At 48.9% G+C, this 19,504-nt stretch carries 16 protein-coding genes and 1 tRNA gene; 9 read left to right on the plus strand and 8 right to left on the minus strand.

Annotated features, from left to right (window positions below; genetic code table 11):
- Position 1 precedes the first annotated feature (1 nt).
- The gene (locus ACO6VG_RS21940) at positions 2–817 is read left to right on the plus strand and encodes an inositol monophosphatase family protein (protein WP_422134242.1); all 816 of its coding nucleotides are present in this window, start codon (positions 2–4) and stop codon (positions 815–817) included.
- Positions 818–1,029: 212 nt separating this feature from the next.
- On the opposite strand, the gene ACO6VG_RS21945 is transcribed toward ACO6VG_RS21940, so the two are convergent.
- The 6 genes from ACO6VG_RS21945 to queA form a co-directional block, all read right to left on the minus strand.
- Complete coding sequence (locus ACO6VG_RS21945; RefSeq protein ID WP_422134243.1) at positions 1,030–1,569, minus strand: hydrolase; 540 nt, start codon at positions 1,567–1,569, stop codon at positions 1,030–1,032.
- A 199-nt stretch (positions 1,570–1,768) separates the two neighbouring features.
- Positions 1,769–2,719, minus strand: a complete 951-nt coding sequence (gene secF, locus ACO6VG_RS21950) for a protein translocase subunit SecF (RefSeq protein WP_422134244.1) — start codon at positions 2,717–2,719, stop codon at positions 1,769–1,771.
- A gap of 10 nt (positions 2,720–2,729) precedes the next feature.
- The gene (gene secD / locus ACO6VG_RS21955; protein ID WP_422475669.1) at positions 2,730–4,592 is read right to left on the minus strand and encodes a protein translocase subunit SecD; all 1,863 of its coding nucleotides are present in this window, start codon (positions 4,590–4,592) and stop codon (positions 2,730–2,732) included.
- Between the two features lie 219 nt (positions 4,593–4,811).
- Positions 4,812–5,150, minus strand: a complete 339-nt coding sequence (yajC, locus tag ACO6VG_RS21960; protein ID WP_422134246.1) for a preprotein translocase subunit YajC — start codon at positions 5,148–5,150, stop codon at positions 4,812–4,814.
- Positions 5,151–5,217: 67 nt separating this feature from the next.
- Positions 5,218–6,330, minus strand: a complete 1,113-nt coding sequence (gene tgt, locus ACO6VG_RS21965) for a tRNA guanosine(34) transglycosylase Tgt (protein WP_422137121.1) — start codon at positions 6,328–6,330, stop codon at positions 5,218–5,220.
- 140 nt (positions 6,331–6,470) lie between these two features.
- Positions 6,471–7,496 carry a tRNA preQ1(34) S-adenosylmethionine ribosyltransferase-isomerase QueA gene (queA, locus tag ACO6VG_RS21970; RefSeq protein ID WP_422134247.1) on the minus strand — a complete coding sequence of 342 codons (1,026 nt, stop codon included), beginning with the start codon at positions 7,494–7,496 and terminating at the stop codon, positions 6,471–6,473.
- Between the two features lie 295 nt (positions 7,497–7,791).
- Here queA and ACO6VG_RS21975 point away from each other — a divergent pair.
- Positions 7,792–7,878, plus strand: a tRNA-Leu gene (locus tag ACO6VG_RS21975).
- 13 nt (positions 7,879–7,891) lie between these two features.
- On the opposite strand, the gene ACO6VG_RS21980 is transcribed toward ACO6VG_RS21975, so the two are convergent.
- Positions 7,892–8,404 carry a hypothetical protein gene (locus tag ACO6VG_RS21980; protein ID WP_422134248.1) on the minus strand — a complete coding sequence of 171 codons (513 nt, stop codon included), beginning with the start codon at positions 8,402–8,404 and terminating at the stop codon, positions 7,892–7,894.
- Positions 8,405–8,513: 109 nt separating this feature from the next.
- Positions 8,514–9,125, minus strand: coding sequence for a hypothetical protein (locus ACO6VG_RS21985; protein WP_422134249.1), 612 nt, complete (start codon positions 9,123–9,125; stop codon positions 8,514–8,516).
- Positions 9,126–10,180: 1,055 nt separating this feature from the next.
- On the opposite strand from ACO6VG_RS21985, the gene ACO6VG_RS21990 reads away from it, so the two are divergent.
- From ACO6VG_RS21990 to ACO6VG_RS22020, 7 genes are all read left to right on the plus strand, one after another.
- On the plus strand, positions 10,181–10,675 hold the full coding sequence (locus ACO6VG_RS21990) for a hypothetical protein (RefSeq protein WP_422134250.1): 495 nt from the start codon (positions 10,181–10,183) through the stop codon (positions 10,673–10,675).
- Positions 10,672–11,052, plus strand: a complete 381-nt coding sequence (locus ACO6VG_RS21995) for a hypothetical protein (protein WP_422475671.1) — start codon at positions 10,672–10,674, stop codon at positions 11,050–11,052. Before ACO6VG_RS21990 ends, ACO6VG_RS21995 begins: the two co-directional genes overlap by 4 nt.
- Before the next feature lie 666 nt (positions 11,053–11,718).
- Positions 11,719–11,952: a hypothetical protein gene (locus tag ACO6VG_RS22000; RefSeq protein WP_422134252.1), complete on the plus strand. Its 234-nt coding sequence runs from the start codon at positions 11,719–11,721 to the stop codon at positions 11,950–11,952.
- A 258-nt stretch (positions 11,953–12,210) separates the two neighbouring features.
- Positions 12,211–13,707 carry a DUF3375 domain-containing protein gene (locus tag ACO6VG_RS22005; RefSeq protein WP_422475673.1) on the plus strand — a complete coding sequence of 499 codons (1,497 nt, stop codon included), beginning with the start codon at positions 12,211–12,213 and terminating at the stop codon, positions 13,705–13,707.
- Positions 13,708–13,711: 4 nt separating this feature from the next.
- The gene (locus tag ACO6VG_RS22010) at positions 13,712–14,458 is read left to right on the plus strand and encodes a DUF4194 domain-containing protein (protein ID WP_422134254.1); all 747 of its coding nucleotides are present in this window, start codon (positions 13,712–13,714) and stop codon (positions 14,456–14,458) included.
- Between the two features lie 3 nt (positions 14,459–14,461).
- On the plus strand, positions 14,462–17,878 hold the full coding sequence (locus tag ACO6VG_RS22015) for an ATP-binding protein (RefSeq protein WP_422475675.1): 3,417 nt from the start codon (positions 14,462–14,464) through the stop codon (positions 17,876–17,878).
- The gene (locus tag ACO6VG_RS22020; protein ID WP_422475677.1) at positions 17,862–19,037 is read left to right on the plus strand and encodes a Wadjet anti-phage system protein JetD domain-containing protein; all 1,176 of its coding nucleotides are present in this window, start codon (positions 17,862–17,864) and stop codon (positions 19,035–19,037) included. The genes ACO6VG_RS22015 and ACO6VG_RS22020 overlap by 17 nt, the downstream gene beginning before the upstream one ends.
- Positions 19,038–19,504: the final 467 nt, after the last annotated feature.

Consider the following 19,504-nt stretch of genomic DNA (forward strand, 5'->3'; position numbering starts at 1 on the left):
TATGCAACCCATGGTGAATATGGCCTTGCGAGCAGCTCGCTCGGCCGCCGAAATCATCCTTCACGCCCATCAAGACCTCGAGAGTCTCAAGGTGCAGGCAAAAGACCGGAACGACTTTGTCACTGAAGTCGACAGAGCTTCCGAGAAAACCATTATCGGCGCATTAAAGAAGGCGTACCCCGACCACGGATTCTTTGGTGAAGAGTCCGGTACTATTGAAGGAAAAGGTGAAGGTAAGGACTACCTCTGGATCATTGACCCACTGGATGGCACCACCAACTTCATCCGTGGCATCCCCACTTTTGCTATTTCCATCGCCTGTCAATATCGCGGCCGCATTGAACACGCTGTTGTGCTTGACCCCATTCGTGACGAAGCATTTTGCGCGAGTCGTGGACAAGGCGCCACAATGAACAGCAAACGCATTCGCGTAAGCAGTCGCAAAAGCCTTGAAGGTGCATTAATCGGGACAGGCATCCCTTTCTCCGGCAACAACCTGAACTATCTGGATGGCTACCTGAACATGATGCGCACCTTACTGGGCGATACCGCCGGCATTCGTCGCGCAGGGGCTGCTGCACTGGATCTGGCCTACGTTGCCTGCGGCCGTCTGGACGCATTCTGGGAATTCGGTCTGCAGAAATATGACATGGCAGCTGGCATACTATTAATCCAGGAAGCCGGTGGTCTGTGCAGCGATTTCAATGGCAGACACGACTTCCTGGACAAGGGACAGGTCGTTGCCGCCAACCCCAAATGCTTCAAGGAAGTACTGCAACGTATTCGCCCATTTGCCCACGAAAACATGGGACGCTAACCTCCTAGGAGCCTGACCGAGAATAGTCTGCCCTACTGCGGCGGCAGCAAATTGGTCTGAAAATCCGCTTTTGTTCGTCAAATAGCTCGCTATTCTCCTCACAAAACCGAATTTTCATCCTCAATTTTCTGCCGTCCTCGCTACGGGCGCTATTCTCGGTCAGGCTCCTAGAGCCTTACCCTTCCGGGCTAAGGCTCGCTTTTCAGGCAAAGTCATTTCACCAGTTTCGCCACGTCTCGAAAAACATCACTCCCGGCGGTTTTCATCAGTTCAAACAGTGCCATTTCAACATTGGTCATCTCAACACCCTTGCGTGCCAATTTATCTAACGCCAGTCGCTTGCTGTGCTTAGATCTGGATGAAGTCGCATCAGCCACTATTTCGACTTCGTAGCCTGAAGCCATTAAATCCAGAGCCGTCTGATAGACACAAATATGAGTCTCAATACCTGCCAGTAAAATGCATGTTTTTCCAGTTGCCATCAATGAATCCATAAACTTTTGCTGCCCACAACCACTGAATGTTGTCTTGGCTATGGGGGCCACACCCTCCAACTCATCTGCAATTTCTGGAGTCGTTCGTCCCAATTTTTCGGGCAACTGCTCCAGCCATAAAACAGGCAAATTCAGCATTCGAACCCCTTTGATCATTTTCACCAGAGCGTCATGCATTTTCTCCTGCTTATACATCAATGTGGCAAGCTTACCCTGAACATCAACAACAACCAGAGCAGTATTATTCTGACTCAGCATACTGACACCTCAACGCGGTAGTACAAACAGTTTAATAATATTTGGGACCTGAACCAAAGCCATTGCACAGATTGCTTTTTATGCAGCGTGACAAGATTTAAAATATTGAGTCAGAGCGCAAAAAAAACCGGCCTTTATACGGCCGGTTCTTCATCAGACTGACAGGTGTCTCAATAAAGACACCTGTTGACGACAACCATCAGGGTCTGTGATCAGCGTCATCTTCCTTAACAGGAACAATCAGGTCTTCACGACTGATCTTCATGTAGATCAGCAGATTGGAGGCAATATAGATGGAGGAATAAGTACCCACACCAATACCTACAATCAGCGCTGTGGCAAAACCATTGATCATCTCACCACCAAACAGGTACAGCGAGAGCAGTACCATCAAGGTAGTACCCGAGGTTGCTAATGTCCGGCCCAGTGTCTGAGTCAGGGAAACATTGATGATTTCATCCGCATCACCCTTCCTCAGTTTCCTGAAGTTTTCACGAATTCTGTCGTACACAATAATGGTATCGTTCAACGAGTAACCAATAACCGCCAGTATCGCCGCCAGAACGGTGAGGTCGAACTGCAATTGCATAAAGGAGAACAATCCCAGAACGATAATGGTGTCATGGGTCAACGCCAGAACGGCACCGACAGAAAATTTGAACTGGAATCGAAAAGCGATATAAAGCATAACCATACCCAGAGCCATCAGCATCCCCAGGCCACCCTGCTCTCTCAGTCTCTCACCTACCTGAGGACCAACAAACTCTACTCGCTTGACGACAACGCTACCATCGTGATTCTGATCCAGCAGCCTGGCAATATTATGGCCCAGAGCCGGATCATCACCGGGAATACGAACCAGAATGTCACGTACAGAACCGAACTCCTGCACGACGGCGTCATTATAACCAGCCTCACCCAGCTGGTTACGAATCTCTTCCGTGTTAGCAGGCTGATCATAAACCAGCTCGATCAAGGTACCGCCGGTAAAATCCAGACCCCAGTTAATTCCTTTAGTGGCCAGGGAAGCCAGGGAGCCCAGGATCATCACAACGGAAAGAATAGTTGCGTAGGTACGCAACTTCATAAAATTAATGGTTTTATCGCTCAAGGCTGCTTTTTCGCTCAAGGCTGCTTTCTTGTCTGCCATTGTGACCACCTCAGATACTCAGTTTCTTCAGATCACGACGTCCGCCGTACACCAGATTCACCAGTGAGCGGGTCACCATAATCGCGGTGAACATGGATGTGACGATACCGATAGACAGAGTCACAGCGAAGCCCTTGATTGGACCGGTTCCCACGGCAAAGAGAATCAGACCGACCAAAAGCGTAGTAATATTACCATCAAAAATTGATACAAAAGCACGGTCATAACCATCATGAATCGCACGCTGTACCGGACGCCCCAGCTTAATCTCCTCTCGAATACGCGAGAACACCAGCACGTTGGCATCCACCGCCATACCCAGTGTCAGAACGATACCGGCAATACCGGGCATTGTCAGGGTAGCACCAAAGATACTCATGACAGCAATCAACAGCATCAGGTTGATTGCCAGGGCAATATTCGCCAGCAAACCAAAAACCCGGTAGACCACCACCATAAACATGACGACAAGACCCAATCCCATCAGAGTGGAGTCCAACCCCATTTTGATATTCTCGGCACCCAGGCTTGGGCCGACTGTTCGCTCTTCAACAAAATACATTGGCGCCGCCAGGGAGCCAGCTCTCAGTAACAGGGCCAGCTCAGAGGCTTCACCCGAAGAATCCAGACCAGTAATACGGAACTGGTTACCCAGTGCCGACTGAATAGTAGCCAGACTGATCACTCGTTTTTCTTCACGGAAACCGGGCACTTTAACTTTGATCAGGTTTCCGTCAATTTCACGGGATTCGGTTCGAGTGACAGGCTTCTGCTCAATAAAGATGACCGCCATGCTGCGCCCGACATTATTCCGCGTGGCGTTATTCATCTTCTTGCCACCGGTACTGTCCAGACTAATATTTACCTGAGGCTGACCACTTTCGGTATCAAAGTTCGACTGAGCACTGGAAACTCGCTCACCGGTGATAATTATGTCGCGCTCCAGGTTAACAGTACGCCCCTGGTAATTGAAAGCCTCCGAATTACTGCGGGAAGCATTTGGCAGCGCCTCAAGACGAAACTCGAGGTTAGCGGTTTTACCGAGAATACGCTTGGCTTCTGCGGTGTCCTGAACACCCGGAAGCTCAACAACAATGCTATTACGCCCCTGACGCTGCACCAGAGGTTCAGAAACACCCAACTCGTTAACACGGTTACGAACAGTCGTCAGGTTTTGCTTGACCGCATAATCCTCCAGTTCACGAATATACTGTTCGGAGTAGCGATAGGAAACAGCATAACGCTCCCCCAGGTCTTCAGCCTCTACCAGCAAATCAGGAAACTCGCGCTTGATCAGACGCTCTGCCTTGTCACGGGTTGCTTCATCCAGGAATGCCAGCTGACGGGCACCGTCAACACGATCAGGCATAGTGCGATAGCGCAACCTTTCCTTTCGGAGCAGTGCACGAATTTCAGTATTGGAAATATCCAGCTTGGTCTTAACAGCCCGATCCGTATCCACCTCCAGCTGGAAATGCACACCGCCAGACAAATCGAGACCCAGCTTCATGGGGTAGGCGCCCATGGATGTCAGCCATTCTGGTGTCGTCGGAGCCAGATTGAGCGCTACGATGTAGTCATCGCCCAGGGCATCCTTAATCACCGATTTAGCCAACTGCTGCTGATCAGCATGCTTCAGTCGAATCAACAAGGCATCGTTATTATTATCACTGGCCTTAACCTCAATATTGGCCTCAGCAAGCGCTTTTTGTGCCTTATCCTGCACACCAGCATTGATGGTTTCAGATGAACTGGCGCCCGATATCTGAATAGCAGGGTCATCGGGGTACAAGTTGGGCAGAGCGTACACAAAGCCAAGGGCAACGATGATTGCAATCAGCAGGTACTTCCACAGCGGATATCGATTGAGCATGGCCCACCGGTTCCTGTTCTAAATTTTAAATGCCTGGATCAGAAGCCTGTTCAAGGAACAAAACTCTCCCTGATGCTCAGGCAAAGTCCGTTTCTCCAGAAATAACCGGAAACCATCCTCGATTCCCGGTCACGCTTTTTATCTTGAAAAAATTTTTCATCATCAACGATTCAGAAAAACAATTTCCACAGCTCATGGCTGTTAATTAGCTCATAACTATCACTGAATAGCTTTAATAGTGCCCTTGGGTAGAGAAGCAGCTACTGAAGATTTTTGGAAATTCAGTTCGATGTTCTCAGCAACCTTCAAGGTAATAAACTCATCGGTAGTGTTTACGACCTTACCAACGATACCACCAGTGGTCACGACCTCATCCCCCTTTGACAGATTGCTGAGCAGGTTTTTGTGCTCCTTGGCCCGCTTGGACTGTGGGCGCCAGATCAGCAGCCAGAAAATCAGGACAAAACCACCCAGCATGATCAGCTGACCGTACATGCCAGGACCCGCTGGGGCTGCTCCAGCTGCTTCAGCAAATGCCGGACTGATGAATGGGATCATTCAAATGCTCCTTAAAACAATACACAGTTAAATTCCGTTAGATCAAAAACAGGATCCTACCGACCAATTAAAGTACCGGCACTGCCTGACCACGCTTTCGGTAGAACTCTTCGACAAAGTCGTCCAATTTACCTTGTTCAATGGCGTCTCGCAAACCTGCCATGACCCTCTGGTAGTAGCGAAGATTGTGGATTGTATTGAGCATACAGCCCAGGATCTCGCCACATTTGTCCAGATGATGCAGATAGGAGCGACTGAAATTCTGGCAAGTATAGCAGTCGCAACCCTCTTCCAATGACCGGTTATCCCGCTTATGAACGGCATTACGAATTTTAATGACACCTTCGTCTACAAAAAGATGGCCGTTGCGGGCATTTCGGGTCGGCATCACACAGTCAAACATATCCACACCACGGCGTACGGCTTCAACAATATCTTCCGGCTTGCCTACGCCCATCAGGTAACGTGGATAACCTTCGGGCACCTTATTGGTAATATGCGACAGAATACGCATCATATCCGCCTTGGTCTCACCCACAGATAGACCGCCAATGGCATAACCATCGAAGCCAATCTCGGTCAACCCTTCCAGAGAACGATCGCGCAGATGCTCAAACATGCCGCCCTGGATAATCCCAAACAGAGCCGAAGGACTGTCGCCATGAGCCTGTTTGGAGCGCTTGGCCCAACGAAGGGACAACTCCATGGACGCTTCTGCTTCCTTTTCAGAAGCCTCGCCATCGGTACACTCGTCAAAGATCATGACAATATCTGAACCCAGCTCACGCTGAACCTGCATAGAGACTTCCGGGCTCAGGAATACAGGAGAACCATCCACAGGCGACTTGAAAGAAACACCTTCTTCAGTGATCTTGCGCAATTTGCCCAGACTGAAAACCTGAAAACCACCCGAGTCGGTCAGAATCGGCCCCTGCCATTGATTGAAATCGTGCAGATCCCCATGCTCACGGATAATTTCAGTGCCGGGACGCAACATCAGATGGAAAGTATTCCCGAGAATAATCTCCGCGCCGGTGTCGGCAATATCCCTGGGCATCATACCTTTAACGGTGCCATAGGTACCAACGGGCATAAAACAGGGCGTTTCAACCGTGCCACGGGGAAAGGTCAGCCGTCCACGTCGAGCTTCACCATCAGTGGCGAGCTCCTGGAACTGCATGAAGCACTCTTCTCTACTCATGAGCCTCTCAATTCAGACGACACAGCAGACTGCATTCGTCGGAGTCATATCTAAAATAAAATCAAGTTTAAGGTGGGAACGGATCCGTTTTTTTCAAGCCCGACGACCGACTTTCATATTCAGGCTTTGCGGGTCAGCCACATGGCATCGCCATAACTGAAGAATCGATAGCCTTCTTTCACCGCCTCGTTATAAGCCCGAAGTATGGCGTCTTTGCCTGAAAAGGCACTGACCAGCATCAGCAATGTTGACTGTGGAAGGTGGAAGTTCGTGATCATTGCATCTACAGAACGGAATTCATAACCCGGGAAAATAAAGATATCGGTATCACCGAAGAAGGGTTTGATTTCCCCATCTCTGGACGCTGACTCCAGGGAACGTACCGATGTAGTCCCTACAGCCACCACTTTGCTACCCCGGGCACGAGCGGCATTGACTGCTTCGCAGACTTCTTCCGGCACCTCTATGTACTCAGAATGCATTTCATGGTCGGCGATATGCTCAACCCGCACTGGCTGAAAAGTGCCAGAACCTACGTGTAAAGTAACAAAAGCCTGCTCAACACCTTTATTTTTCAGGCGTTGTAACATGGCTTCGTCAAAATGCAGGCCGGCCGTTGGCGCTGCCACAGCACCGTCTTTTTGAGCAAACACCGTCTGGTACCTCAGACGATCCGCACTACCATCTTCACGGTCGATGTAGGGAGGAAGCGGCATATGACCATGCTCTTGTAACTGAGGCAGCACGGGCATATCAAAGTCAATGAGAAACAGAGCCCCCTGCCGACCTGTCACTTCTGCTTGCACACAACCATCAGCCAGAAAGATACGGCTGCCGGGCTTAGGCGCTTTACTGGAACGTATGTGCGCTAAAACTTTTCGTTCTTCCAAAACACGTTCTATCAAAACTTCCAGTTTACCACCGGTCTCCTTTTGGCCAAACAGCCTCGCAGGAATCACCCGGGTGTTGTTCATAACCAGTAGATCGCCGGGCTCCAGAAGACTTTCTACATCGGCAAACTGCCCATGGGTAATGGTTTCTGTCGGACCATCAAGCCGCAACAGACGACTACCGGTTCGTTCCCTGGCAGGAAACCGGGCAATCTGTTCGTCGGGCAGCTCAAAATCAAAATCACTGACGCGCATAGTGGGTGTGTGACCTGGTACTTGAAAACTAAACAGCCTTAGACAGCTCAACCGATTCGAATCACGAGTACGGGCAAACAGGGCCATTTCTCAAAAAAAGCAGGACAATATACTGTAAAACTCCAACTCTGTCAGGCGACATTCTATGCACTTTGGTTTCAGTTACTACGTAAGGAAGAAAAAATAATCAGAAATACCGAATACCAGCTCTCAGGGCAAAACGGCTGTTGAAAACGATTCGGGCTTATGTATACTACGCCACATCTTCTCGGGACAGCCCAGTCCTGAAAACAGTGCCGGTGTGATGGAATTGGTAGACATAGGGGATTCAAAATCCCCCGCCTTTGCGGGCGTGGCGGTTCGAGTCCGCCCACCGGTACCAGAAGTAAGCCCATTCATACACTGGTTTCAACAGTGTTACGTTTTATCGTATCAATGTATTGTCTCAGCTCTTCTATTTTATGTTCAATGATTACTCTTTCACTAGGGAGTTCGTTGCCATAATGAATAAGATGGGCAATTATCATATGTGCCAGGCCACTCATCATATCTGCATCAATCTTTGACCAGTCCTGGTTGAGGGGGTGAGAGAGTGTGTCATCAGCAACTTTTAGCAAATCATAGAACTTGGTTGTAAAGTAACCATGATGATTAGAGTCGAGAGACCTCAAGAAAGCTTCGATTTCTCTACGCATCTGTTTGACCCGATCCCCACAAAACAAAGCAACGCTTCTTTCCTGAAGAAGACACCCTGCATTTTCTGGCCAACGTTGAGAAAGTTCATTACCAATATCACTGGGTTTAACCTCCTTGTTATCATCAAAAGCACGGACGACTTCTTCATCATCTGTTGGCGGCAAACCGCTTACTGCTGAAGTTGCAGTACTGATTTGAGGTATACTGTTCATTCCTTTTTTTCCCTTTTTTGATTGTATAAATTAGAGATTTTCTAAACTCTGTTGTTTCGACCAATAAATCAGAAAATAGTTCAAATGACCTACTGGATGGTCCAGAAAACTACATGAGGTTCTTGGATTTATACGTTTCAATCAGTAATTTAATGTCATTATACTTCCAATAGTCATTACCAATATGGAGCTTTGTTGGCTCAATTCCATGGTCACCTATAAACTTAATAATCGTTTCACCATTTCCCCACTGCATTTCAACCTTGCGATCCTTTGAACCGCCCAAAGGATGAGCATTAAATCCAGAACCTGATATGGTTGGGAGAATTTCGATGCGGCCTTTCAACAATTCTTTAAAATCCAGACATCCGACAACTGTCTTTTTAAGATAGCTATCCACTTTCAGATGTACAGAAGGGTGATGTAATTTTTCCAAACGAGCTATCCTTGCCGCTCTGACTATGTCGTGTCCAAAATAGAGAGGTGGTGCTTCATGCTTGAAAACACTAAAGCCTCCGGCATCGGAATAGCCCTCTCGATCAGAATGCTCTTCATGCCCAGTGGGTTTCTGTATTGAAGGCTGGATGTCCTGATTTTGACGAGAAACGGAGCGATTGACGTATGAGCCTGCGCTTTCATTTTTATGGGGCAATCCGTCATCTGAATTGCTATAACCACCACTGCAACCGGACTGGCCAACACTATTACTAAGTGGATTCATTGATAATACTACTTTTCATTACTTACCCAATATCAGCCAATGGGGTGAGAGTCCTATTTAAGATTTAATTTTGACAACATTCAGTTCAATAAACATTGAGCAAGTAAATTGACTGAAAGTTCAATATTTATTGATCTTCTTTTCATCACTTTCGGTAACTACCTCGGCACTCATCAAATACTCACTATCGATCATTACCATAGACCGTGGAATTTTATCGAAAGCCTGCAATCTATCGAGAATGACTTCTAAATGCTTAATCCTGATCGATAATCAGTTCCGCTTCCTTGTCATGCTTAACCAGAGTGCCAGGGTTTCCAGGTCGTGAGTTGGGGGCTGGTGTTCCGCCTGTTCAGCGATGGTCATGGATGTGCCCCTACGCTTTAAGAAGGCAATGGTCCCTTCACAGTAACGCTTTTCTGTCAAGACCATCAAAGGCGTCCCAGAAATCATCGTCCAGTTCATTCAGATCTACGGCACTTTGAGTGAGCATAAGCTCCCGGGACTCCAGCTGTTCAAGGGATTTGAACGTCAGTCTTTCGATCAGGGGCAGTTCGGATGAGGGGATAGCCAGCGGTTTGAACGGCGCGAGGCTGCGTCGTAATTACTGGCTCGCCCAATCCAGATTCAATGCGCTTTACAAAATGTCATTCAGCAGTTGTCCCACAGGATGATGCTCGGCTGCCAGTCCGGATTTCAGAAACCTTTTCATATCCCGTTCGCTGCGGGCCCTGGCACGAATCACCTATTCGGACTCCCGGACCAGGCTGGAGATGAGCCAGCACAGTTCGGCGGACTGCTGTTGTGTCAGGGTCTTGCGGGAGGCGGAATTGCCAAGAATACTCCGTAATTGATGGTTCATATTTTCCAGCTCAATCGAGTGGCTCAGCTGCTGATAGAAGCCGGTCTGGTTATTCTGGCTCTAGATTCTTTAGATGTTCAGTAATTTCTTGAGCATTCAGGTGGGTCACTTGAACTATTTTCTGATTTCTTGGTCAAAATATATATGTGTTAGAAAATCTCAAATTTATACGCTGACAAAGAGGAGAACAGGAATGATTAGCTTATTTCGAACCAATACTCCACCTCAAGAAGTGGATGTACCCCAGTCAACTGCTGAAGAAGCCGGACATGCTTTTGCTGGTAGCATGGAGGTTAAAACCAGTGATATTAGTAACAAACTTTCTCATTGCTGGCCAGAAAACAGGGGGTATTGTCTTCGGTCTTTTCAGGAAAGAACCGTTAGTTTGTATTACGGGGATCATGTTAATCAGATGAAGAAGCAGGCTCCTGGTTGTCTCTCACTGAGCCTCGATGAAGTGCTGCAAGTCGCTAATGACTTACTCACCCATCCCCTCAACAATAACTGGTCAAAAGGCGATAAAGTTACAATTCAAGCTGTGACACACTTTACATTGGCACATCTTCCTAGGTACAAAGAAAAATTCCCCAGTGAAAGAGAAGCAATTGAACAAAAAATCTCCGAGCTGAGACAATACCTTGATACGCTGGATAGATATGATACAGGGTGGGAACTGGAGGACGAATGAATGATATTTATGAAGTGCAAAATCAGGACACCCAGCCATCAACCTTGAAATCCATTCGCCATGAAGGGCATTCCGATCTCCGGGGCTTTACAGTTAACAAGCATAGAAAACCGCCTTACTCTTTCGACTTCAAAGGTGCAAGGATAGCTCGTTTGGAAAAAATACATCACCCTTCTGTGCGCCTGAAAGTGGATGCCAGCGATACAAAAAATAAAATTGTCGGATGTCTGGTTTTTAAAGATTTGTTGAAATGCCGCATCAATATTATCCCAACCACAGAATTTGTTGGTGTTAGTATTAAGTACTCAGCCATACGGAATCGAATATTTCTGGCTTATTGGGCAGGTGCTCTGCAAGGCGCAACGACGGCAACATAGCAAGCTATGTGACCAGAGTTGCAACGCATCACGACTGCATGGATGCAGGAGCTAGAGCAACGCAGGAGCAGTTGCCGCGAGTGCCTGAACAATGAGTCAGAAAATATGATTTCGTATGGTTGAGTACTTATTCCCTTGGCCAGTTCAAAGAATGGCAGGGTTAAAATGGAGTCGAAAAATGGAGAAACGATCATTACGTTTACAGGTGATCTTGGATCTAATTCAATAAAACTCCATATTGGTAATGACTATTGGAAACATAATAATATTAATGAACTGATTGGGAAGTATGAATCCATGAATCTCATGTAGTGTTCTGGCTACCGTTCAAGATACCCTGAATTATGGCAGGTGGAACGGAACAATTATGCGCCCCGTTCGGTATCAATGATCTGGTCATTTTCAAAGGATTGATAAGTCATATATCACCAGCTAACTGATGACTTAAGAATGCTTTGTTTGATGAATAGGCATACATGTGATCAAAATTAGCCTACTCGACAGTTTTATACGGGCCAAGAAACCGGAATTAGTGCCAGTGATGCACAGATTGATATTGAAAAACTGCTTTCCCAGTTTCAAGTCTGTCTGGATGTCAGGTGTCTCTGTACCATCTCTCAAAGTCTGCTATTCTGATGGCTCATTCAATAAAAATGGGTAGTACCTATGTCGCTAGAGGCAAGAGTTACCAGGCTAGAGCAAAAGGTTGAACACCTTGAGTATGCCTTCCGAGAAAACAACAAAACTCTTGAAACTACTCACGGGGTTGTCTCTCTGATCCTCAATGAACAACGGGAGAAGTTCAAAGCGGTTGATGAGAAGTTCAAAGCGGTTGATCGTCGTTTCGACAAGAGCGAAGAACTTCTGATCCAGATCGTGAACCACCTGGCCAGCAAGTAACACGCCACTTAACAACAAAACCAGTGGATTGCCTGTCGGCAACCACTGATTTAAAGGATATGGGGAGCGAATCCCGAGAACCTGCAAACCTTGTTGAAAAACTCCGCATCAAAATTCAGGGCTTTTGTTAGCAACTATCGTCAAGGAAAGGGAAAGGACATATCAAGACGATGAGCTTTTAAAAAGTTCTGTAGTCCGATAATATCGCCAACTATCATAAAAACAGCCCCTATTCCAGCACCTGACGGGACTACAAAAATGCTCTCCCCCGATAGTAAACTCAGCAACGACCTTGTGCTGGCCCGCAACCAGAATCCAGCCTGGCAGCTGCTGGCATCCCGACGTGGCCCCTTGATGATCAGTTGCCTTAAGACTCTGTTCGAGCAGGAACGGGAGGCAGTTTCAGAAGAAGAAGCCCTCCACGTTCTGGCCGAAATTCTCAGCCAGTTTGTCAATCACGATGAGTTCGATATCGATACCGAAGACTTTCTGTTGTTAGCCAAAAAGGAGATGAGAGAGTGGCGTCGACGCAAGCTGATCGTAGAACGGGAAGGTCAGCTGTTTGCTACGGACGCCCTGCAACAGGCCATGGAGTTTATTGACGGCATGGATAACCGCATTATGACGTCTACTGCTTCCCGTCTGGCCACTGTCCAACGGGAGATCGATAATCTTGAAGCCAAGCTGAACCCCGATCAGAAAAGCCGGGCAAATGCACTGAAACGACAGATCGAGGCACTGCAACAGGAGCTGGAACGGGTTAATCGTGGTGAGTTTAAAGTGCTTGACGGGCCATCTGCAGTGGAAAATATACGGGAAGTTTATAACCTGGCCATGACACTGAAGTCGGACTTTCGCAGAGTTGAAGATTCCTATCGGGAGGCAGATCGTCACCTCCGCCAATCCATTATCAGTGAACAGCACCACCGGGGAGAGATCGTCGACCGCCTGCTCGATAGCCACGACCATCTCCTTAACACACCCGAAGGCCAGGTTTTCCACGGCTTTTATCAGCAGCTAAGCCACTCGGTTGAGCTGGAGAATATGAAGCATCAATTACGGAGTATTCTTGGCAGTGCCCCCTGCCGCAAGGCCCTGACGCAACAGCAGTCCACTGAACTGCGCTGGCTCACCTCCGGCCTGGTCCGGGAGTCCGAATATGTAATTCGTGCCAGGGCCCGCAGCGAACGGGATGTGAAAGGTTTTCTGAAATCCGGACTGGCAGCCGAGCATCATCGTGTGGGCCAACTGCTGAATGACATTATGGAAAGCGCATTGAATCTGGATTGGCAGAGCCAGAAATTACGACGCGCCCCCGCGCCATTCAAGCCGCTGGCAATCCCCCTATCCGGACTGCCTCTGATTGAACGACTGACGTTCAAATCCCTTGAGCAGCTGGAGTCCCGGGAGCTATTGCTCACTCAAGGTGCCGTCGATCTGAATGAACTGGACGATGATTTCTGGGACGCCTTTGATGGTCTGGACAGAGAAGCCCTTCTGGAACAGACCATTGCCCTGTTAAAGCGCCGGGGCACCCCCATGACCATCGCCGAGCTGGCAGAACACCTGCCCCCGACGCACGACCTGGAAACCCTGGCACTCTGGTTAAGCATGGCCAGGGAAGCGGAACTGATTATCGATCAGGATGAGGAGCAACTGGATATTCAGGACCGCGATGGACATTGGCTCCGATTCTATCTGCCAAAAGCTAATCTGGAAGGGGAAACCCTGTCCGCCATTAATTGGGAACTGTAAAACTATGAGCGATTTTTTTGACCAACTGATTGCTTCCGGGACGCAGAAACAGCAGCCCCCGGCAGATGTTCCAGAAGACCAGTCCACCAGCCAGCAGCATGAAAACTCCACCACAGTAACGGCTAAAAACATAAAGAAGGCTGTACAGGAGCTGATGAAATTCGGTTATCTTGAAGCCAGCCGTCGACCCAATCTCTATCAACAGTCCGTCGTCTCCCGGGAGCAGATCAATCAAATTCTGGAACCTCTGGATCTGAAACTCACCATTGATGATATCCGTGGCCTTGCATTTCTGGTGGTTAGCGACCTCTGGCAAAACCAGGAAGAAGACGGGGCAGACAGTGATGAATGGACACATCCACTGGTCAGGCGACAACGGATTACTATGGAACAATCTCTCCTGATCGCCATACTGCGACAACAGTATATCGCCCATGAACAAGAAGCCGGGATTGGTGCCAGTGATGCACGGGTTGACATTGAAGAACTGCTTTCCCAGCTTCAGGTCTACCTGGGTGATATGGGGAGCGACTCCCGTGAACGCAAGCGACTGGATAATCTGCTGGACAAACTCTCCATCCACGGACTGGTTTCAGTAGACGACAAACAGCAAACAGTAACCATTCGACCCATCATCACACATCTGGCGAATCCTGAGAGCCTACAAACCTTGTTGAACCACTTCAAACAATTACACAGTCCGTCTGATGACGTTTCCACGACCATTGTCCGTGATGAGGCAGAGCAGTAAGCCATGAGTGACCTTAACAATTCACAACACGACGACGCTCTTCCACCGAAAAACAAGAATAGCCCGACAAAAAGCATTGATCTTTTTCAAGCAACAGATCAACCGGACACCGCTTTTGTTCTGAAGGAACTGAGCCTCTATAACTGGGGACCGTTCCAGGGAAACAACCAGGCTACGTTTGACCTGAATGGCACCGCTATTATTGGCCCAACAGGCAGTGGTAAAACCACATTGGTTGATGCCCTGATGACCTTGATCGTCGCTCAACCCAAATACAATCTGGCCTCCACTGGCGGGCACGAAAGCGACCGGGATCTGATCTCCTACGTTCGCGGGGTGACAGGTGCCGGTAACAACTCTGGCGATAATAACCATATCGCCCGCCCCGGTAGGACCATCACCGGGTTGGCAGCCCGCTTTGAACACCGCGATCAGGTGGTGCAGATTGGCGGTCTGTTCTGGATTGATGTGCCAGGCAATGCTTCCACAGACCTGAAAAGACTCTGGCTATTTAGCCAACGCAACGATCAAACCCTGGAGGAGTGGCTGACCCGACTGCACGAAGGCGGTAAACGCGCACTGAGGCAGTTTGAGCGCAGTACGCCCGATCTAAAACTGTTTGACAGTAAAAGAGCTTACCTGGATAAGATTCAGCGCTTTTTTGAAGTGGGTAAAAATGCCTTTCCGCTGCTGAACCGCGCAGCAGGTCTGAAACAACTGAACAGCGTTGACGAGATATTCCGGGAGCTGGTACTTGAAGACCGTTCAATGTTTGTGCGGGCCGGTGAAGTGGCTACGGAATTTGATGATCTTGCCATCATCCATGAAGAGCTGAACACTGCCCGCCGTCAGCAGAGCTCACTCCAGCCCTTGTTGAGTCTCAATAAAGACTATCAGAAGCAGACACTTAAGCTATCCGAGCAGCAGGAACTGTCGGGCATTATTCCCATCTGGTTTGCTATAGCAGGCCACCAACTCTGGACAGCCAGGATTGAGGCATTGAACACATCAATAGCCGATGTCCGTAGCGCCATTGAAACGGGTCAGAAGCAACATAACCAGCTTCAGGATCAGGAAGACCGGTTAAATGAAGTCTATCTGAAGGCGGGAGGGGCCAGCATCGAGTCCTTAGGCCGTGAAATTGAACAGCACGAAAGACTGACCGACAATTGTCGTCAACGAGCCAACAATTACCAGAAACTGGCCCGTAATCTCAACCTTGATGACACCCTGTCGGCAAAAGCACTCACCGCCAACCAACAGCAGATAGACCAGCAGCAACAAGAATTGCAGTTAAAGGCAGAACAACGGGAAAACGAAGTAAAAGAACTGGGATTTGAGCTGGTATCCAGAGAAAAGCAGCTGACAGAAGCCAGTAAGGAATACGACAGTGTTAAAGCCAGACCCGGCTCCAATATTAAGGGATCACTGCAGAGCTTTCGTAGCGATCTGGCTGAAGCACTGCAGCTACAAGAGGAATCCCTGCCTTTTGTGGCAGAGCTGGTAGAAGTCAAGGCTGAAGAAAAAGCGTGGCGCGGAGCGATTGAGCGTGCCATTGGCAGCCATCGGGAGCGGATTCTGGTCCCTTCAGAGCATATGAAAGCGGCACTTCGCTGGATCAACAGTCGCCATAACCGGGTCCATGTGCGACTGCAGGATGCCAGGAAACCGGATACACAACCCCGGTTTTATGACGATGGTTTTACCCGCAAACTCAACTTTAAAGACCACTCTCACCGGGAAGCACTAAAAATGCTTCTGGCCAGTATTGATCGTCATTGTGTCGACTCACCGGACCAGTTAAAAATAACCCCCCACGCCATGACCCAACAGGGCTTGATGTCTGGCTCCGGCGGTCGCTATGAAAAGCAGGATCAACGCTCCCTGCATGAGAACTGGATGACCGGCTTTGACAACCGCGATCGTCTCGCCAGTCTGGAGACAGAAATTCAGACACTGCGGCAGGAAGAAAAGCACTTCAATCAGAAATATACAGAAGCCGAGGGGCAGAAACAGGCGATACAACAAAAGCTAGAGTTATTAAGCAGGCTATCAGAGATTAGCTTTGAAGAGATCAACCTGCCGGAATACGAACAGCAACTGAGCCATCTTAAGCAACAGCTGGCCACCCTGTTAGCACCCGATTCCGATGCCGCCAAAGCCAAAGTGGAGCTGGATCAGGTCAGAGCAGCAAAGAGGGAAGTACAGGCACAAATAGATGCGAAAGGGCGACAACTGGGTGCACTGGACAATCAACTGAACGCTGCCGAGCAGAAAAAGAGCAAAGCATTTTCGGCCATTGGTCCTGGCCTGACCAATGAGCAAATGGAACTGGCCCCAAGACGACTGCCTGATCTCTCTGCAGTTAACCCTGACGACCTGCCCGACCGGGAAAAAGACGCCCAGAACAAGTCAACGACCCGAATTAAGGAGCTGCAGGAGACAATAAAAACCACCGAAGGAAAACTGATCCGGCAAATGAACGAGGCCCAGAAACAGGATACCGGCGCCCTCAGTGAAGCGGGCACCGAGCTAATGGATATGCCTCAATACCTCGAACGACTGAAAGTTCTGACCGAAGAAGCGTTACCAGAGAAACAGAAGCGTTTTAAAAACTACCTTAACCAATCCTCTGATCAGGGTGTCACACAGCTGCTGAATGCTATTGATAACGAAGTCAGTCAGGTGGAAGAGCGCATTGAAGACTTGAACCGTACCCTGCAACGGGTGGATTTCAAGCCCGGGCAATATCTTCAGTTAAAACCCCAGCGCGTCGTCCATGAGAGTCTGCGCACTTTGGAGTCGGCCCGTCGCCATCTGCGGGCAGCCTCCCTGAAAGACGACGATGGTGAAAGCCATTACCAGGCCCTGGTGAACATGGTGAGTTTACTGCGGGAGGCCAGTGACAATCGTAGAACTCTGGGGGCCCGGGCACTGCTTGATCCCCGCTATCGGCTACAGTTCACGGTAGAAGTATGCGACCGTACGGATCACACCATTATTGAACGGCTTAAAGGCTCCCAGAGTGGCAGTGGCGGTGAAAAAGAAATCCTGGCCAGCTACATTCTGACCGCTTCCCTGAGCTATGCACTCTGTCCTGCAGGTGCGGCTCGCCCATTATTTGGAACAATTGTACTTGATGAAGCTTTCTCCAAAAGCTCCCAGGCAGTGGCAGGCAGAATAATCTCTGCCCTCAATGAGTTTGGTCTTCACCCACTGTTTGTCACACCCAATAAAGAGATCCGCCTGCTACGGGCACATACCCGATCAGCCATTCTGGTTCACCGTAAAGGGATGAAAGCCACGCTGACGCCCATGCGTTGGGAAACCCTTGCACAACACGCCAACAAAAAAAGCCTGATCGCAAGCCAATCACCTGTTGCTACAGATGAGCCAGCCAATCATGAAATCAACAGATGACATAGCTCGGGAGCTGACCAGACAGTGGAATAACGCCAACATCAGGGAAACACGCCTGCTGATGGCGGACAGCTGGCCCCTGAAAATCAGAATTGGCAGGCCAACATCGCAGGTCATCAACCAGCAGCCGGACAAAATCAGGCAGCACTTCCAGCAATGGCGGCAAATAAACATCGGTGAAGTAGTGTGGACTCCGGTTAACTATCGGGGAGCTGCCGCCTCTATTGAGGTTCCTGCCTACTGGGTGCTGTCAAAACCCAGTGAATGGATTGAAGCAAGTGGTTGTAAAAACAGCAAACATGAATATCAACAACTACTGACCATCATCAGTCAGGTAGACCCGATTTTTCATCCATACTTCGTACGCCAGAAACGCTGGCTGGCCAAACCGGCAGACGAAGTGATCAAAGCCGCCAGGTTGGCCATGATCCTCACACCTGGTTTTGCCCAGGGCGTGCCACTGCGCTCTCTCGGGGTGGCCAATACCGACACCAAATTTTTCGAGCGCAATCACCTGCTGATCCGGCAACTGCTGGACATCCGGTTTGATGGGTTGGCAAGCAGACTGGGGCTTGAGGAGTTTCTTGACGCTCCGGACGACAGTCACCATTGGTTATTAATCGCAGACCTTGATGGGGCACTGTTGCCTTTCAAACAGCTGAGGGTCAGAGATCAGGAACTCGTCACCACCCCTTTACCGGCCGACAATATCCTGATTGTGGAAAACGAACAATGCCTGCACCTGTTACCTGCACTGTCCAATACCATTGCCATTCTGGGCGCAGGGCTTAACCTGTCATGGATGCAAGCTGCCTGGCTATCGTCGAAAGCCCTGGCTTACTGGGGTGATATGGACACCTGGGGACTGACCATGCTGGCCAGGGCACGCAAATATCATCCAGAGCTTTCGGCAATTTTAATGAATCAGGCGCTGTTCAATCAGTACGAGGAAAATAAAGCAGTTGCAGAGCCAAACCCATCGGTAAATGAAGACTCTACAGCACTGAAGGATGAAGAACAGAAATTCCTGACAGCTCTCAGGCTCCACGAAAAAGGGAGACTTGAGCAGGAGTTTATACCTATGGAGATTGTTCATAGGGCATTGTGTCAATGGCACTTGTCGAGCCAGGAAAAGTTTGCATCCTCCTCAAGTCAATAATACTAACCATGGGTGCCGGTTGTGTTAGGATATTTGTCCCAGACAGGCCCGCAGCCAAGCTTCGATTGCCTGGTCAGTGTCTGACTCTGCTCTTCATTGGCGAAGTCGGTGGACCATCAGCAGATTGGTCTACCTGCCGGAGTGTCTGGACGTTACCATTATTCGTGGCGTATCTCTTAATCTTGAAAAACGCAGGTATTTCCGGACAAGTTCAGATTTATTGATTTTGCGGCTGTTTGCAATAGTTTGAAAAGCCCTTTTCCGAGTTTTCAAATCCAGCTTTTTTTGCGAGCTCCCAGGGTCTCTCACAGCTGTTTGTGCGCTTACACCAAAGATAGCCGGCAGAACCAATGCACCCGTGCTCGTCCCGATCAGATCCAACCAAAGGTTGGAAATCTTGTTCTTCCGGGCTGTTCGAACTGCAACCGGTAAGAAGAAAGGCGGAAATGAATAGACATGAAATTAGC

It is taken from the genome of Endozoicomonas sp. ALB032 (genome assembly GCF_049310125.1).
Lineage (GTDB): Bacteria > Pseudomonadota > Gammaproteobacteria > Pseudomonadales > Endozoicomonadaceae > Endozoicomonas_A.

Coding starts and splice junctions, on each gene's coding strand:
- ACO6VG_RS21940 (WP_422134242.1), top strand. CDS start 2: ATGCAACCCATGGTGAATATGGCCTTGCGAGCAGCTCGCTCGGCCGCC.
- ACO6VG_RS21945 (WP_422134243.1), bottom strand. CDS start 1,569: ATGCTGAGTCAGAATAATACTGCTCTGGTTGTTGTTGATGTTCAGGGT.
- secF (WP_422134244.1), bottom strand. CDS start 2,719: ATGGCAGACAAGAAAGCAGCCTTGAGCGAAAAAGCAGCCTTGAGCGAT.
- secD (WP_422475669.1), bottom strand. CDS start 4,592: ATGCTCAATCGATATCCGCTGTGGAAGTACCTGCTGATTGCAATCATC.
- yajC (WP_422134246.1), bottom strand. CDS start 5,150: ATGATCCCATTCATCAGTCCGGCATTTGCTGAAGCAGCTGGAGCAGCC.
- tgt (WP_422137121.1), bottom strand. CDS start 6,330: ATGCAGTTCCAGGAGCTCGCCACTGATGGTGAAGCTCGACGTGGACGG.
- queA (WP_422134247.1), bottom strand. CDS start 7,496: ATGCGCGTCAGTGATTTTGATTTTGAGCTGCCCGACGAACAGATTGCC.
- ACO6VG_RS21980 (WP_422134248.1), bottom strand. CDS start 8,404: ATGAACAGTATACCTCAAATCAGTACTGCAACTTCAGCAGTAAGCGGT.
- ACO6VG_RS21985 (WP_422134249.1), bottom strand. CDS start 9,125: ATGAATCCACTTAGTAATAGTGTTGGCCAGTCCGGTTGCAGTGGTGGT.
- ACO6VG_RS21990 (WP_422134250.1), top strand. CDS start 10,181: ATGATTAGCTTATTTCGAACCAATACTCCACCTCAAGAAGTGGATGTA.
- ACO6VG_RS21995 (WP_422475671.1), top strand. CDS start 10,672: ATGAATGATATTTATGAAGTGCAAAATCAGGACACCCAGCCATCAACC.
- ACO6VG_RS22000 (WP_422134252.1), top strand. CDS start 11,719: ATGTCGCTAGAGGCAAGAGTTACCAGGCTAGAGCAAAAGGTTGAACAC.
- ACO6VG_RS22005 (WP_422475673.1), top strand. CDS start 12,211: ATGCTCTCCCCCGATAGTAAACTCAGCAACGACCTTGTGCTGGCCCGC.
- ACO6VG_RS22010 (WP_422134254.1), top strand. CDS start 13,712: ATGAGCGATTTTTTTGACCAACTGATTGCTTCCGGGACGCAGAAACAG.
- ACO6VG_RS22015 (WP_422475675.1), top strand. CDS start 14,462: ATGAGTGACCTTAACAATTCACAACACGACGACGCTCTTCCACCGAAA.
- ACO6VG_RS22020 (WP_422475677.1), top strand. CDS start 17,862: ATGAAATCAACAGATGACATAGCTCGGGAGCTGACCAGACAGTGGAAT.